The sequence below is a fragment of the Micromonospora chokoriensis genome (genome assembly GCF_000718555.1).
GTDB classification, from domain to species: Bacteria; Actinomycetota; Actinomycetes; order Mycobacteriales; family Micromonosporaceae; genus Micromonospora; species Micromonospora chokoriensis_B.
Window position 1 is genome coordinate 85,694 of record NZ_JOAN01000001.1, and the last position, 14,877, is coordinate 100,570.

Consider the following 14,877-nt stretch of genomic DNA (forward strand, 5'->3'; position numbering starts at 1 on the left):
AGATGGTTCCGGTGCGAATCGCCAGCCGCAGCATGTCAGGCCGGCGGGATGCGCACGTACCCGACGGACATGTCGGACCGGACCATCCCGGGGGTGCCCACCAGCGGGCCAGCCGGACCAGGCAGGCTGGGGGCATGCGGGAACCATGGGTGGTCGGGGTCTCCGGTGCCTCCGGTACGCCGTACGCGGCGGCCGTCATCGGAGGGCTGCTCGACGCGGGTGAGTCGGTGGACCTGATCGTGTCCCGGGCGGCACGCCTCACCGTGCTCGACGAGACCGGCCGGCCCTTCCGGGACGGGCACTGGGCCGAGGACCTCGCCGCCTGGCTCGACCGGGACCTGAGCGCAGCGGACCTGCGGCACTGGCCGGCCGGCGACCTGGCCGCCGGGCCGAGCAGCGGCTCCTACCGGGTACGCGGGATGGCAGTGGTCCCGGCCAGCACGGCAGCCTGCGCGGGCGTCGCGATCGGGCTCTCCAAGGATCTGTTGCAGCGCGCCGCCGAGGTCAACCTCAAGGAACGGCGTCCGGTGGTGATGGTTCCCCGGGAGACACCGGTGACCCGCAGCCACCTGGAGCACCTCATCGCGCTGCACGACGCGGGCGCCGTGGTGCTGCCCGCCAGCCCCGGCTTCTACGGTGCCGGCGCGGCGGCCAGCGCCCAGCAGCTTGTCGACTTCGTGGCCGGCAAGGTGCTGGACGCGCTCGGCGTCCCGCACACCCTGTTCCGGCGGTGGTCCGGCCAGCTCGGCGCAGCCCGAAGCTGAGCCGTCACGTTGTGCCGGTGGTTGGCCAAGGCGGGACGCGGACCGGACGGATGCCCGGTCCGCGTAGCGTTGTCCGCACCAGTTCAGTACATGCCGGCGTTGGCCGGACCCGGCCCCGTGGAAGCGGCCGGCCCCACATTTCGTGGCTTTCCGACCTCATCCACCTCGTCCAGCATGCCCTCCCCCTCAAGCAGGGCTCGCACCTCGGATTCCCGAAACCGGCGATGCCCGCCTGGAGTCCGGATGCTTCCTATCCGGCCGGCCGCCGCCCATCTCGTCACAGTTTTCGGGTCTACCCGAAACAGCGCGGCGACCTCACCCGGTGTCAGCAGGCGATCTCCAGTGTCCACAGCCCCCTCCTCGCGTCGACGAAGCCCCCGGCTGAACACACTGCCCCCGGCTGGTGCGTAGCCCAGAGCCGTCATGAGGGACGTATGGCAATTACAGCACCAGGGACATGGCCTGTCCGCCCAAACGCGAAAAATGCACTGAGTGGGGAGTTAGTAATGTTACTGGTGCTACCTAAGCCCTGACCGGCGGTTTCTCAACAGTGACTCACCGCTCAGTCCAACGGATGCCGAAGACCTCACGTGACGCGTGAGCGGTTAAGGTCACTCTCTGTGGATGCCATCGACCTGAGCCTCGTCGACCTGCTGCGCGGCAACGCCCGTCTCTCGTACGCCGAGCTGGCCCGACAGGTGGGCCTCTCGGCCCCGGCCGTGCACGAGCGGGTCGGCAAGCTGGAGAGCAGCGGTGTGGTCCGGGGTTACCGCGCGGACGTGGCCCCGGAGTCGATCGGGCTGGGCGTGACCGCGCTGATCGGCATCGTCGAGGACTCCGGCGCCGACACCGACGACATGCTCGAATCGCTGCGGGTGCTACCCGAGATCGAATCCTGCTACTTCATGGCCGGTGTGGAGTCGTTCCTGCTCAAGGCGCGGGTCGGCACGATCGCCGAGCTGGAGCAGTTGATCGTGCGGCTGAACCGGACTCCCGGGGTCGCCTCCACCCGTACCGCCATCGCCCTCTCCACCAAGTGGGAGAACCGACCCCAGCCGGTCGGCCCGCCGGCGGCCTGACTGCCAAGGACCGGCGTGGACCACCGCTGGCCTGCTGCTAGGTTTCCGAGCGTGACTCATCTTGACCGGTGCGACGAGGCCAGCCGGACCTGGGTGACGCAGGCGATCGCTGCCGTCGAGGCGGACGCGAACCGCTCGGCCGACACCCACCTGCTGGCGTTCCCGCTGCCCCGGGAGTGGGGGATCGACCTCTACCTCAAAGACGAGTCGTCACACCCCACCGGCTCGCTGAAGCACCGGCTGGCCCGCTCGCTGTTCCTCTACGGGCTCTGCAACGGCTGGATCGGCCCGCGCACCACGATCGTCGAGGCCTCGTCCGGCTCCACCGCGGTCTCCGAGGCGTACTTCGCCCGAATGCTCGGCCTGCCGTTCATCGCGGTGATGCCCGCCTCCACCTCGCCGGAGAAGATCGCGCAGATCGAGTTCCAGGGCGGCCGGTGCCACCTGGTCGACGACCCGGCACGCGTGGTGGTCGAGGCCCGCTGGCTCGCGGAGGACTCCGGCGGGCACTTCATGGACCAGTTCACCTACGCCGAGCGGGCGACCGACTGGCGGGGCAACAACAACATCGCCGAGTCGATCTACGCGCAGTTGGAGCTGGAACGGCACCCGATCCCCGCCTGGGTCGTGGTGGGCGCCGGCACCGGCGGCACCAGCGCCACCATCGGCCGGTACGCCCGGTACCGCCGACTCGCCACCAAGCTCTGCGTGGTCGACCCGGAGAACTCGGCGTTCTACCCGGCCTGGCTGGCGGCCGACTGGTCGGTACAGACCGGGAAGGGCTCCCGCATCGAGGGGATCGGCCGTCCCACCGTGGAGGCGTCGTTCCTGCCCTCGGTGGTGGACCGGATGGTCCAGGTGCCGGACGCGGCGTCACTGGCCGCCATGCGGGCCGGATCGGCCCTGCTCGGCCGCCGGGTGGGCGGGTCCACCGGCACCAACCTGTGGGGCGCGTTCGGCCTCATCGCCGCGATGCTCGCCGAGGGGCGGACCGGCTCGGTGGTCACCCTGATCTGCGACCCGGGCGACCGGTACGCCGACACGTACTACGCCGACGACTGGGTGGCCGCCCAGGGTCTCGACCTGACCCCGCACCTGGCCACCATCGACCGCTTCCTGACCAGCGGGGCCTGGCCCGCCTGAGCTGCCCAGCCCAGCCCGAGCCGGTCAGCGCGGGTCGATCCGTTCGGCCAGCCCGGGGTAGCGCACCACGTAGCCGCTGTCGTCCAGATCGATGTCGGCCGTGAAGGTGCCGCTGGCGAAGCGCACCCGACCCGGCCCGAGCCCGGTGTAGATCTGCTCGGCCGCCACCACCTCCAGGCCGGGCAGCAGCACCCAGGCCACGGTTATCCGGTGCGCCAGGTCGGCCGGCTCGGCCGCCAGCCTGAGTCGGTGGACCGGCAGGGTGTTGAACAGTGGCGAACCGCTCAGGTCGACATCGAGCGCGTCGGCCAGCCGGTCCGGGTCATCCGTGCCCGGCAGCCCGGCCCGGGGATGACCGGCCGCGACCAGCGCCGCGTCCAGGTCGCCCTGCTCGGCGGTGGTCACCCGCCACCGGCCTGCCGCCCGCTCCAGATTCACCCGACGCAGCCAGCCGAGACCTTCGGCCTCGACCTCGACCCGGGTGGCGGCCCAGTCCGGCGTGGTCGTCAGCTGGTAGCGGGCGGTCCAGGGGATCGGGTCCACGGCGAGCAGGGTGCCCCGGGCCGACAACCCGTGGCTGTCGTCGAGCAGGACCTGCTCGCTGCCGGCGGTGTCCGTCCGGGACCAGAAGATTGACTTCGGCATGGTCGGCATGAGCCGGACGTTACGCGACCTGGTCGGCGTCGGCAGGGCATGCGCGAACGCCGCCGCGAAGCATGGGCTTCGCGACGGCGTTCGGTGGATCAATCAGTGGGTACGCGCTGGCGGTCGCCCGCCGAAGCCGCGCCGGTCGTCGCGCGGCCGGTCGTCACGGGGCCGGTCATCGCGCGGCCGGTCGTCCCGGACCCGGCTCTCCGGGCGGAAACCACCCCGAGTGTCCCGGTCGCCGAAGCGGCGCTCGCCGGTCGGTCGATCGCCCCGACCATCCCGGTCACCGAACTGCGGCCGGTCGCCGAAGCGCCGCTCGCCCTGCGGCCGGTCGCCGTACCCCCGGGTGTCCCGATCGGCGTAACGCCGCTCGCCAGCCGGCCGGTCACCGTAACCCCGGTCGCCCTGCGGCCGATCGCTCTGCGGGCGGTCGCCGAAGCGGCGCTCGCCTTGCGGGCGGTCGCCGTACTGGCGGTCGCCCTGGGGGCGGTCGCTGTAGCGGCGCTCGCCGGTGGGTCGGTCGCTGTAGCGGCGCTCGCCTTGCGGGCGGTCGCCGTACTGGCGGTCGCCCTGGGGGCGGTCGCCGAAGCGGCGCTCGCCGGTGGGCCGGTCGCCGTAGCGGCGCTCGCCCTGCGGGCGGTCACCGAACCGGCGCGGGCCGCCGGAGCGGTCGCCGTAGCCCCGGGGCTCCGCCTCGATGCGGACCGGAACGCCACTGGGCTCGCGGGCACCGACCAGCTCGGCCAACACCGCGTCCCCGACCCGGACCCGGGTCTCGGCCGGCGCGACGCCGGCCTTCTCCATCATCGCCAGGGTGGTGCGGCGCTGCTTGGGCAGCACCAGCGTGGCAACCGCGCCCGACTCGCCGGCCCGGGCGGTACGCCCCGCGCGGTGCAGGTAGTCCTTGGGGTCCTTCGGCGGGTCGACATGCAGGACCAGGGTGACCCCGTCGACGTGGATGCCCCGGGCCGCCACGTCGGTGGCGACCAGCACGTTCATCCGGCCCTCACGGAACTCGGCAAGCGTCTTGGTGCGCATCCGCTGGGTCTTGCCGCCGTGCAGCCCGCCGGCGCGTACGCCGACGGCTGCGAGTTGCTCGACCAGCCGGTCCACCCCGAGCTGGGTCCGGGCGAAGACCATGGTCCGGCCGTCCCGGGCGGCGATCGAGGCCGCCACCGGGAACTTCTCGTGCGGCGGGATCAACAGCATGTGGTGGTCCATGGTGGACACCGATGCGGTGGAAGGCGCCGTGGAGTGGGTGACCGGGTCGTTCATGAACCGCTTGACCAGCGCGTCGACGTCACCGTCCAGAGTGGCCGAGAAGAGCAGCCGTTGACCGTTCGCGGGCGTCTTCGCCAGCAGGTCGGTCACCTCGGGCAGGAAGCCCATGTCGGCCATCTGGTCGGCCTCGTCGAGCACCGTGACCTCGACGTCGTCGAGCTGGCAGATGCCCCGCTCGATCAGGTCGCCGAGCCGGCCCGGGGTGGCCACGATGATCTCCACGCCGCGGCGCAGCGCGTCGATCTGACGGTCGTACGGAACACCGCCGACGGCGGTCTTGAGGAAGATGCCGACGGCCTTGCCCAGCGGGACCAGGGCGTCGTTGACCTGCATGGCCAGCTCGCGGGTGGGAACCAGGATCAGGGCACGCGGACGCATCGGCCGGGCCCGGTTGCGGTTGGCCAGCCGGGCGATCACCGGCAGACCGAAGGCGAGCGTCTTGCCCGAACCGGTCTGCCCGCGGCCCAGCACATCGCGGCCGGCGAGCGCGTCCGGAACGGTGGCCCGCTGGATCTCGAACGGGCTGGTGATGCCCTGCTGCGCCAGCGCGCGGACCACAGGGTCGGGCAGCCCGAGGGAGGCGAAGCTGATCGGTTCGTCGGTCTCCGTCGGGGCGGGCTCGCCCGGCTGAGCGGCCGTCGCGGCCGGCGCCGTGCCGGCCTCGCTCGGAGCCGCGTCGAGCAGCTCCTGGGCGGTCTCGGTCGCCGGGACTGAGTTGAAAACGGACGTAACGGTGCTGGGGTCAGCAGAGGTGGTCAACAAAAACCTTTCGAGCGGGGCGCATCTTCGCGATGGCCTGCCGCGGCTGTACCGCCGGATCGCCCGCAAGATCGCCCAGGGGCGCACACCACGCGCGCCGGGTCAGTGATCTCAGCCAGTGTACGGCGGTCTGGCCAACCCGCCAGTCGGTTGCCCACCGGTAGTGGGCGGACTCACCATCGCTGCCACTCGCTGGATCACCCGTTGAGCACGCTGCCCACCAGACCGTCCAGGGCGTCGCCGGCCAGCAGGACGACCATGACGCTTATCGCTACCAGCAGCCCCAGAGCGGCGGCCAGAACGATCAGCACCCGGGCGTTACCGGACCGCTCGGTCGGCGTGTCCGCCCAGCCCTGGGCCAGGATGTGCCCGGTCAGCGAGCCGGAGGTCTCGACCGCGTTGGCGGGTATCGCGATCGTGGTGAAACCGGCACCCTCGCCGTTGCCGTAGACAGTGCCGGCCAGGTCGGAGCCGCCGTCGGGCGGCCCACCACGGGTGCCGGTCGCGTCCCGTCCGGCCGGGCTACCCGATGGGCTGCCCGTCGGTGCGGTCATGCGGGAGTTTCCGGTGCTGTTGCTGGTCGACCGAGGAGCCACGGCGGTGGACGGTGGCCAACTCGGCAGCGCAGGCGCGGGCACCACCGGTGGTGCGGCGGCAGCATTCTCGGTCCATCCGCCGCTGGAAGTCGGGCGGTTCGCCCCGGCGGTGGACGGCCACCCGGCCGGCGGCGCGGAGACCGATGCGCTGGCCCGTACGCCGGGCGTGTCGATCATCGCCGGCGGCGGCGGAAACGGCGGGGCCGGCATCGGGCCGGGCGGGGCCGGCGGCGCGGGCACCGGCGGGCCGGGCGGCGGCAGCGGCGGGCTCGGCACGGGCGGCGACGGCGGGCCGGGGATGGGTGGCACCGGCGAGGGCGGTGGGATGGGCGGGCCCGGGACAGGCGGAACCGGGCCGGGCGGCGGCGTGGGTCGGGGGCCCGGCGTCGGCATCGGACCGGGCGGGTACGGACCTGGGGCCGGCGCGGGCTCCGGTTCCGGTGGCGACGGCTGGGTCGGCCCGGGTGGCGTGGGCTCCGGAGTCGGCGGCTTCGGCGGCGTCGGTGGCTGGGCCGGCTCCGGCTCGGAACCCGCCGGCGTGGCTCCGTAGACGGCGGGCGTGTTCCCCCGAGGGGCTGGGGTGCCCAGGGCGCCGGCCGTGCCCCGGCTGCTGCTGGGAACCGTGGCGCTGGCCCGCGCCGACGCGGCCGAGTCGTTCCGCTGCCCCGGCAACGACCCGTCGGCCGGGCTGGCCGAGCCGGTCGCCCGGTAGGTGGTTGCGGTGCCCGGAGCGCTGGCCGGCAGGTCACTGCGGAGCGCCCCGGCGGTCGCGACGCTGGCGCGTGCGCGTACCGGTGCGGCAGCCGCGTCGTCACCGGCGTCGCTGGCGGCCGGGCTGGCGGTGCCCGACCCGGGCGAGCTGGCCTGGTCGACCACCGGGTCGACAGTCTCCGCCGGATCTCTCTGCTCGGCCATTTCCGCCCTCCGCGCCATGCTCGCACCCGGACCCGTGACGTCGGGTCGGATGTGCCTGGTTGTCACGGTGCCACAGATCTTCCCGAGCGGACAGCCGGAGCCGGTCGTGGCGGATCAGCCCGTGGTGCTTGGACTGCCCGTCGCGCTGGCACCGCCCGTCACGCTCGTGCTGGCCTTCGGTGTGGTCGCCGGAGGCTCGCTGGTCGGCGCGATGGTCGGTGCCGAGGGCAGCGTCGTCGGCGTGTTGGTCGGGCTGCCCGACGGGCTCGACGTGGCGCTGCCGGTCGGCGTGGGCGTCGCGCCTCCGGTGGGCTTCGGGGTCGCGGAGCCGGTCGGCGTCGGGGTGAGCGTCGGCTTGCCGGTCGGCGAGGACGTCGGCGAGGACGTCGGCTTGGTGGTCGGCGTCGGCTTCGGGGTGGGCGTCGTGCTCGGCGGCGAGACGGGCGGGGGCGGGGGCGGGGCAGTCACGACCGGTGGCGCCGGCACCGCGCCGATCACGCGGGTGGCGGCGTACAGCCCGGACCAGCGCACGACCGAGATCTTGACCACGTCGCCGGTGGTGGGCGACTGCACCATCTTGCCGTTGCCGATGTACATGGCGACGTGGTGGATCGTCGTCCAACTGCTGCCGGAGGCGAAGAAGAGCAGGTCGCCGGGGAGCAGCGCGCTCTGCGGCACGGTCCGGCCGCGGGTGGCGGCGTACTGGTCCCGGGAGACCCGGGGCAGGTCGTAGTAGTCGGCGCCGGGGGACCGGTACGCCGCCCACATCAGACCGGAGCAGTCGAACTCGTCCGGCCCCTCCTCGGACCACACGTAGTCGTCGCCGAGCTGGGCGAGCGCGTACCGGACCGCGGCCAGCGCCCGGGGGTGCGCGGTCATGCCGCTGATGCTCTGGTTGTTGACGTAGCCGGCGCCGATCTGCTGCTCGGCGGCCTCCTGCTGGCGCTCGATCTCGATCAGCGCGGCGGCGTTGTCCCGGCGCAGCTTGAGCAGGCTCGCCTCGGCGGTGCGCAACGCGGCCTCGCCCGTGGTGAACTCCGTCTCGGCGGCGTCGAGCAGAACCTTTGCTTCGGCGTGCTTCTGGTACGCCTCCTGCTCACCGGCGCGAGCACGGGACAGCTCCCCGGCCACTCCGGCGGTGCCGCCGTCGACCTTCTCGCCCCGGCTGATCCGCTGGAGGCGGCTCAGCCCACGGATGTCCCGGGCGAGGTCGCCGGGTGGCAGCGCAGCGGCTTCCTTGACAGCCGAGGCGGCGGCCTCGTCGGCCGTCTGCTGGGCCCGGAGCAGAGCGTCCTGGGCGGTGGCCAGCGCCTTGCCGGCCGCGTCGAGCCGCGCCTGCGCGTCGACGCGTTTCTGCCGGCTCAGCAGCAACGCCTCGCCGAGCGCACCGACCTGAGTCTCGCCAGCGGAGATCGCGGTGGCCAGTGGGCCGTTGCCGATGTTGACCACCGGCGGCACGGGCACCCCGGAGACCGGTGGGCCACCGGGCAGCTGGACCGCGGTGATGGCCGGTGGGCGCGCGCCGGTGTCCGGCACGGTGGTCGGCACGCCGGGCTCCGCGTACACCGGGGTGGCCAGCACGGCTGCGGCGATCGCGCCGAGCAGGGCGGCCCAGAGCTTCGGACGCAGCACCGGCGAGATCACCGGGCTCCGTCGTCGCTGCCGTCGCCCGCGCCCGCTGTAGACCATGCCGCTCCCCGTCCGACTGCTCGTCGCCGCGCTCGGTGGGCGCGACCGCCGGGACGGTACCAGTGTGTGTGTTCCGCCCCATCTTGTTACTACCGCACCTCGCCACTCATGTCGATGCGTTGCCGGGTTACGGGAGGCTGAGAGTTCGGTGAAGTGAGTCGCTGCCGGCGACCGTGCCGCCGGGCCCGTCAGCCCCGCGACGTACGCTCGATCAGGACCGCAGGTGGAAGGGACGTGCCATGGACGCCGGACTCAAGCGTGAGCTCGAAGCGAAGGTGTACGCCGGTGAGCGGCTGACCCGGGAGGACGGGGTCGCCCTCTACGACAGCGACGACCTGACCTGGTTGGGGCGGCTGGCGCACCACAAGCGCACCGAGTTGAACGGCGAGCGGGTGATGTTCAACGTCAACCGGCACCTCAACCTGACAAACGTCTGCTCGGCCTCCTGTGCGTACTGCTCGTTCCAGCGCAAGCCGGGCGAGAAGGACGCGTACACGATGCGCATCGACGAGGCGGTCCGCAAGGCCAAGGAGATGGAGGATGAGCAGCTCACCGAGTTGCACATCGTCAACGGCCTGCACCCCACGCTGCCCTGGCGTTACTACCCCAAGGTGCTGCGCGAGCTGAAGGCGGCGCTGCCGAACGTCAAGCTCAAGTGCTTCACCGCGACCGAGGTGCAGTGGTTCGAGAAGATCAGCGGTCTGAGCGCCGACGAGATCCTCGACGAGCTGATGGACGCCGGCCTGGAGTCGCTGACCGGCGGTGGCGCGGAGATCTTCGACTGGGAGGTCCGGCAGCACATCGTCGACCACGCCTGCCACTGGGAAGACTGGTCACGCATCCACGCCCTGGCACACAGCAAGGGCATGAAGACCCCGGCGACCATGCTGTACGGCCACATCGAGGAGCCCCGGCACCGCGTCGACCACGTGCTGCGGCTGCGCGAGTTGCAGGACGAGACTGGCGGCTTCGCGGTCTTCATCCCGCTGCGCTACCAGCACGACTTCGTCGACTCGGCGGACGGCAAGATCCGTAACCGGATTCAGGCGCGCACCACGATGGCCTCGCCGGCCGAGTCGCTGAAGACGTTCGCCGTCTCCCGGCTGCTCTTCGACAACGTGCCGCACGTCAAGAACTTCTGGGTGATGCACGGGCTGTCGGTGGCCCAGCTGTCGCTGAACTTCGGCGTGGACGACCTGGACGGCTCCGTCGTCGAATACAAGATCACGCACGACGCCGACTCGTACGGCACCCCGAACACCATGCACCGCGACGACCTGCTGAACCTGATCTGGGACGCCGGCTTCCAGCCGGTCGAGCGGGACACCCGCTACAACGTGGTCCGGGAGTACGACAAGGCCCCGTCGCTGGCGCAGCGGCGCGCCGAGCCGCAGCAGGTCTGGGCCTGAGCCACCACGTACCCTCGCAGTCGATGACCGAGCAACGAGGACCTGAGCAGCAGGGCGGGTTTCCCCGCCGGGACGCCGAAGGGCGCATCCGCACCCTGGGCGATCTGCTCGGGGTGTGTCTGGCTGGCCTGGTCATCGGTGTGCTCGCGTTGGTGCTGTTCGACTGGGCGTTCGCCTCGATCGGGGCCGGTGACTTCGGGCACACCAACGGCTGGCTGGCGGTGATCCTGCCGGCGTGGCTGTTCTGGGACGACTTCCGGGCCTGGGAGTTCGGGGCGGCCCGGGTGGTGGCCGCGGTGGTCGCCGCTGCCGTCGGGGTGTTCGTGGGGCTGCTGATCGCAGGTCTGGGCGCGGGGTTGCCGCCGCTGCTCTCCGGCGCGCTGGCGGCTGGGGCGTTCACGGTGGCGTACGCGGCCCTCTGGTTCCCGGGCGTCCGCTGGCTGGCCCGCCGGACCGGCTGACCGCGACCGCCCGCCGGGCGGCTCGACCCTCCCGCCGACGGTGGCGGGCGACGGAGAGAACGGAGTGGTGCAGGTGAGCGCCGCGCTCAAGTACACGCTGGGCCGGATCGGGCTGTTCGTCGCCGTGCTGGGCGGCCTCTGGCTGATCGACATGAACGTGTTCCTGAAGCTGATGCTGGCGTTGGTGTTCTCCGCCGCGCTCTCCTTCTTCCTGCTGCGCGGTTGGCGGGACGAGATGGCCGGCGAGATCGCCGAAGCATCCGAGCGCCGCCGCACCGAAAAGGAGCGCCTCCGCTCCGCCCTAGCCGGCGAAGACCAACCCACCCCCGAACCCCCCACCCAGGCCCCCGACTCCCAGCGTTGATCAAGAGGTTTGCGTCACCAGGACGGCTTCCGGTGACGCAAACCTCTTGATCAACGCGTATGTGGTCGGCCGGGTGGGTTACCAGTTGGTGGAGCCGGGGACCTTGGGCCAGGGGGTTGAGGTGGGCTTGATCAGGTAGGCGATGCCGCCGGAGCCGCCCGAGACGCCGCCGCTGGCGTTGGTGCGCTTGGTCCGCAGCCAGATCTGCTCGAACTGCGCACGCTTGTAGACGTTGCGCACCACGTCGTTGCTGGACGAGGCGGGGTCGTTGACGATCACGTCGCCGTCGGCGGTGAAACCGACCACCACGAAGAGGTGCCCGGAGGTGCCGTAGTTCGCCCCGTCCAGTTCACTGGCGAGAAAGGACTGGCTGGTCACGACGGGGATGCCGGCGGCGATGAAACGCTCCAGCTCGTCCAGCGAGTGCAGCCGGGTCACCCGACCCTCCAGGCCGGGGAAGCTGGCCGCGTACGCGGTGTTGAACGGCCAGTTGCCGGCGCCGTCGTACGCGTAGTCGAAGGTCATCCGCGCGGCATGGTTGACGGTCGGGTCGGGGTAGGTCGGGTCCACCCAGGAGGTGTCGGCCGCCGAGGGCTTGCGACCCCAGTACTCGAGCACCATCTCCGTCGAGGTGGGCGAGCACCACGCCTCGCCGCCGCCGTCGTACTCGGGGTAGTGCCCGGCGTGCACGTTCTGCGAGTAGCGCGGCACCGGCAGCTCCCGGCCCCAGGCGATGTGCCCGGCGCTCGGCGCCACGGTGAACCGGTCCGGCACGGTGGAGCTCATGGCCCCCAACATTCGGACCACCGGCGCGGCGCTCTGCCCGGGTGCGCGGTAGAGGGTGAGCTTGAGCTGGTACGACCGCAGCAGCACCCCGGCGGTGGCGTCGTCGATGCTGAAGGTGTCGGTCCAGATCGAGGACCAGGGGTCGCCCTGCCCGTCGACGCTTGTCCGCAAGATGTCCGTGTCGCCGGACGCCCAGCGACCCAGCACGTACCACGGGGTCTGGTCGCCGCTTGTGTAGTTGCCCTGCATCTCCACCTGGATCCAGGTGCCGGCGGGGGTCTCCGCGTTCCAGGAGGCGATCAGCTCGGTGGCGTCGAACCCGATCTGGGTCACCGGTGAGGTCCAGGTGCCGTACTCCCAGGTGCGGGTGGCGCCGGTGTGCGGGTCCGCGTACTCGATGGTGCCGGCCGGGCGGGCCAGGGTGACGCCCGCTCGGGCGCCGGGCACGACGCGGGTGCCGGCCCGGCTGCCCCGGTGCCAGTCGGCGGGCCCGGACCAGTCCTGGAAGGTGATCTGTTCGTCGTGGGCGGTGGCGGGCGGGTGGGCCGCCATCGCGGGCACGGCGGTGGCGAGCAGGGTGAGCGTGGTGACGCCGGCGAGGGTGGCCGCGCTCAGGCGGGATCTGGCCATGGGTGCTCCGCGGTGTCGAGGGGGCATCGTCGCTGGCCAGTTTTCCGCTTGGAGAGAAGTTTCGCCAGATGTTGATGAGTGGAAAATCATTGCCGCCGTGATGATCCGCCTGGGATGCATAAGGCAGCGAGCAATATTGATATGACCATGTGACAGGTGGTGAAGTGTCCTTCATCGAGCGGGATCTCCCGCCCATCGAGGAGGTAGTCCATGGCCCTCCGCACGCTCACCCCTCTCCGTCGCGTCCTGGTGCTCGCCGTCGTCACCGGGCTGGGAATCGTCACCGTCGCCGCTGGTCCGGTCGCCGCCCGACCGGCACCGGACCGCACCGCCGAATCGGCCGCTGCTGGCTACCGGGTGCTCGGCCCCCGGACCCTCGCCGACCGCAACGCGGTGGCCCGTACCGGAGCCGCCATCGACTACTCCGAACATGGCGTGCTGCACATCTCGGCCACCGCGGGTGAGGCCGCCGCGATCGGCAAGCTCGGCTTCCGACTCGAACCGCTCGCCCCACCGCCAAACGCCGAGCGCGGCGCCGGCGAGATCGGCACGATGGCCTTCCCACCGGCCGACTCCAACTACCACGACTATGCGGAGCTGACCGCCGTCGTGAACCAGGTCGTCGCCGACCATCCGGCGATCGCCCGCAAGATCAGCATCGGTTCGTCGTACGAGGGCCGCGACCTGATGGCGGTGAAGATCTCCGACAACGTCGGCACCGACGAGAACGAGCCGGAGATCCTGTTCAACTCCCAACAGCACGCCCGTGAGCACCTGACCGTCGAGATGGCGATCTACCTGCTCAACCTCTTCACCGACAGCTACGGCAGCGACTCCCGGATCGCCAACATCGTCAACAGCCGTGAGATCTGGATCGTGCCGACGGTCAACCCGGACGGCAGCGAGTACGACATCGCCACCGGGTCGTACCGGTCCTGGCGCAAGAACCGGCAGCCCAACAGCGGCTCGTCAAACGTCGGCACCGACCTGAACCGCAACTGGTCCTACAACTGGGGATGCTGCGGTGGCTCGTCCGGCACCACCTCGTCGGAGACCTACCGGGGGCCGTCGGCGTTCTCCGCACCCGAGACGCAGGCGCTGCGCAACTTCGTCAACGGCCGGGTGGTCGGCGGTGTGCAGCAGATCAAGGCCAACATCGACTTCCACACGTACTCGCAGCTGGTGCTCTGGCCGTACGGCTACACCACCGCGAACACCGCGACCGGGATGAGCGCGGACCAGTACAACACCTTCGCCACCATCGGGCAGCAGATGGCGGCCACCAACAGCTACACCCCGCAACAGTCCAGCGACCTCTACATCACCGACGGGGACAGCCTCGACTGGATGTGGGCCACCCACAACATCTGGGCGTACACCTTCGAGATGTACCCGGGCTCGTCCGGCGGTGGCGGCTTCTACCCGCCCGACGAGGTGATTCCGGCGCAGACCTCGCGCAACCGGGAGGCGGTGCTGATCCTCAGCGAGTACGCCGACTGCCCGTATCGGGCCATCGGCAAGCAGGCGCAGTACTGCGGTGGCGGTGGTGGCGGCACCACGGTCTGGTCGGACACCTTCGAGACCGCCACCGGCTGGACCATCAACCCGGCCGGCACCGACACCGCCACGGTCGGCGCGTTCGAGCTGGGCGCCGCCCAGGCGACCACGTCCTCCGGAGCCAAGCAGCTCACCCCGTACGCCGGCTCCAACGACCTGGTCACCGGCCGGCTCGCCGGCTCGGCGGCCGGTGACTACGACCTCGACGGCGGCGTGACAAGCGCCCGGTCCCCGGCGGTGACCCTGCCGTCGTCCGGCACGCTGACCCTCTCGCTCGCCTGGTACCTGGCGCACGGCTCGAACGCCTCGTCGGCGGACTACCTGCGGGTGAGCGTGGTGCACAACGGCGGCACCACCGCGCTGCTCACCCAGGCCGGCGCGGCCACCAACCGCAACGGGAGCTGGACGGTCGCGAACCTCAACCTCACCCCGTACGCCGGCCAGTCGGTCCGCGTGCTGGTTGAGGCCGCCGACGCGTCCGGAGCCAGTCTCGTCGAGGCGGCTGTGGACAACGTCACCATCACGTCCTCCTGATCGGGTGGGGCCCCGTCCCGCCCCGGCGGGGCCCCACCACCCGCTCCGATCCAGCCCATCGTGGCGGTGCGCTACCGTCTTACCGACCAGTCCGCAGCGAAGCCGGTGCGAAACCCGGCGCTGTCCCGCAACTGTGATGCCCCACCAGCCGGTGGGGACGAGCCAGGTCGCCTACGGATCGGTCGCGAAACGCGCTCTCGAGGAAGGGCGCCTCGTGGGCGGGCGTACGAAAGTCCCTGTCGGCGAAGCACCACACTCCTCG

15 protein-coding genes are annotated in these 14,877 nt (G+C 71.5%); 9 read left to right on the top strand and 6 right to left on the bottom strand.

Going from position 1 to position 14,877, the window contains the following annotated elements; genetic code table 11:
- Positions 1 to 134 precede the first annotated feature (134 nt).
- Positions 135 to 764: a UbiX family flavin prenyltransferase gene (locus tag IF46_RS0100415; RefSeq protein WP_030486225.1), complete on the top strand. Its 630-nt coding sequence runs from the start codon at positions 135 to 137 to the stop codon at positions 762 to 764.
- 83 nt (positions 765 to 847) lie between these two features.
- On the opposite strand, the gene IF46_RS33515 is transcribed toward IF46_RS0100415, so the two are convergent.
- Positions 848 to 1,114 (bottom strand): BldC family transcriptional regulator, encoded by a 267-nt coding sequence (locus tag IF46_RS33515; RefSeq protein ID WP_007454516.1) that lies wholly within the window; start codon positions 1,112 to 1,114, stop codon positions 848 to 850.
- 270 nt (positions 1,115 to 1,384) lie between these two features.
- Here IF46_RS33515 and IF46_RS0100425 point away from each other — a divergent pair, with 270 nt between their 5' ends.
- Both IF46_RS0100425 and IF46_RS0100430 read left to right on the top strand, forming a co-directional pair.
- Positions 1,385 to 1,843 (top strand): Lrp/AsnC family transcriptional regulator, encoded by a 459-nt coding sequence (locus IF46_RS0100425; protein ID WP_030486226.1) that lies wholly within the window; start codon positions 1,385 to 1,387, stop codon positions 1,841 to 1,843.
- A 51-nt stretch (positions 1,844 to 1,894) separates the two neighbouring features.
- On the top strand, positions 1,895 to 2,986 hold the full coding sequence (locus IF46_RS0100430; RefSeq protein ID WP_030486227.1) for a PLP-dependent cysteine synthase family protein: 1,092 nt from the start codon (positions 1,895 to 1,897) through the stop codon (positions 2,984 to 2,986).
- A gap of 24 nt (positions 2,987 to 3,010) precedes the next feature.
- Here IF46_RS0100430 and IF46_RS0100435 read toward each other — a convergent pair whose 3' ends face one another.
- The 3 genes from IF46_RS0100435 to IF46_RS0100445 form a co-directional block, all read right to left on the bottom strand.
- Complete coding sequence (locus IF46_RS0100435) at positions 3,011 to 3,631, bottom strand: putative glycolipid-binding domain-containing protein (protein WP_036390843.1); 621 nt, start codon at positions 3,629 to 3,631, stop codon at positions 3,011 to 3,013.
- 102 nt (positions 3,632 to 3,733) lie between these two features.
- Positions 3,734 to 5,674, bottom strand: a complete 1,941-nt coding sequence (locus IF46_RS0100440; protein ID WP_036390791.1) for a DEAD/DEAH box helicase — start codon at positions 5,672 to 5,674, stop codon at positions 3,734 to 3,736.
- 197 nt (positions 5,675 to 5,871) lie between these two features.
- Positions 5,872 to 6,228, bottom strand: a complete 357-nt coding sequence (locus IF46_RS0100445; protein WP_084597704.1) for a hypothetical protein — start codon at positions 6,226 to 6,228, stop codon at positions 5,872 to 5,874.
- Between IF46_RS0100445 and IF46_RS35460 the strand changes: the two genes are divergently transcribed.
- On the top strand, positions 6,227 to 6,820 hold the full coding sequence (locus tag IF46_RS35460; RefSeq protein WP_157562488.1) for a hypothetical protein: 594 nt from the start codon (positions 6,227 to 6,229) through the stop codon (positions 6,818 to 6,820). The genes IF46_RS0100445 and IF46_RS35460 overlap by 2 nt on opposite strands.
- Positions 6,821 to 6,850: 30 nt before the next feature.
- Complete coding sequence (locus IF46_RS35465; protein ID WP_269637667.1) at positions 6,851 to 6,982, top strand: hypothetical protein; 132 nt, start codon at positions 6,851 to 6,853, stop codon at positions 6,980 to 6,982.
- 317 nt (positions 6,983 to 7,299) lie between these two features.
- Here IF46_RS35465 and IF46_RS0100460 read toward each other — a convergent pair whose 3' ends face one another.
- Positions 7,300 to 8,874: a C40 family peptidase gene (locus IF46_RS0100460; RefSeq protein WP_030486232.1), complete on the bottom strand. Its 1,575-nt coding sequence runs from the start codon at positions 8,872 to 8,874 to the stop codon at positions 7,300 to 7,302.
- Between the two features lie 239 nt (positions 8,875 to 9,113).
- Here IF46_RS0100460 and mqnE point away from each other — a divergent pair, with 239 nt between their 5' ends.
- The 3 genes from mqnE to IF46_RS0100475 all read left to right on the top strand — a co-directional run bounded on the left by mqnE (position 9,114) and on the right by IF46_RS0100475 (position 11,108).
- Positions 9,114 to 10,283 (top strand): aminofutalosine synthase MqnE, encoded by a 1,170-nt coding sequence (gene mqnE, locus IF46_RS0100465; RefSeq protein WP_030486233.1) that lies wholly within the window; start codon positions 9,114 to 9,116, stop codon positions 10,281 to 10,283.
- Positions 10,284 to 10,306: 23 nt separating this feature from the next.
- Complete coding sequence (locus tag IF46_RS0100470) at positions 10,307 to 10,744, top strand: hypothetical protein (protein ID WP_030486234.1); 438 nt, start codon at positions 10,307 to 10,309, stop codon at positions 10,742 to 10,744.
- 73 nt (positions 10,745 to 10,817) lie between these two features.
- A complete protein-coding gene (locus tag IF46_RS0100475; protein ID WP_030486235.1) occupies positions 10,818 to 11,108 on the top strand; it encodes a DUF4229 domain-containing protein in 291 nt (96 codons plus the stop codon).
- A 78-nt stretch (positions 11,109 to 11,186) separates the two neighbouring features.
- On the opposite strand, the gene IF46_RS0100480 is transcribed toward IF46_RS0100475, so the two are convergent.
- A complete protein-coding gene (locus IF46_RS0100480) occupies positions 11,187 to 12,524 on the bottom strand; it encodes a C39 family peptidase (RefSeq protein WP_030486236.1) in 1,338 nt (445 codons plus the stop codon).
- 210 nt (positions 12,525 to 12,734) lie between these two features.
- Here IF46_RS0100480 and IF46_RS0100485 point away from each other — a divergent pair, with 210 nt between their 5' ends.
- Positions 12,735 to 14,615 (top strand): M14 family metallopeptidase, encoded by a 1,881-nt coding sequence (locus IF46_RS0100485; RefSeq protein ID WP_030486237.1) that lies wholly within the window; start codon positions 12,735 to 12,737, stop codon positions 14,613 to 14,615.
- The last annotated feature ends 262 nt before the right edge of the window (positions 14,616 to 14,877 follow it).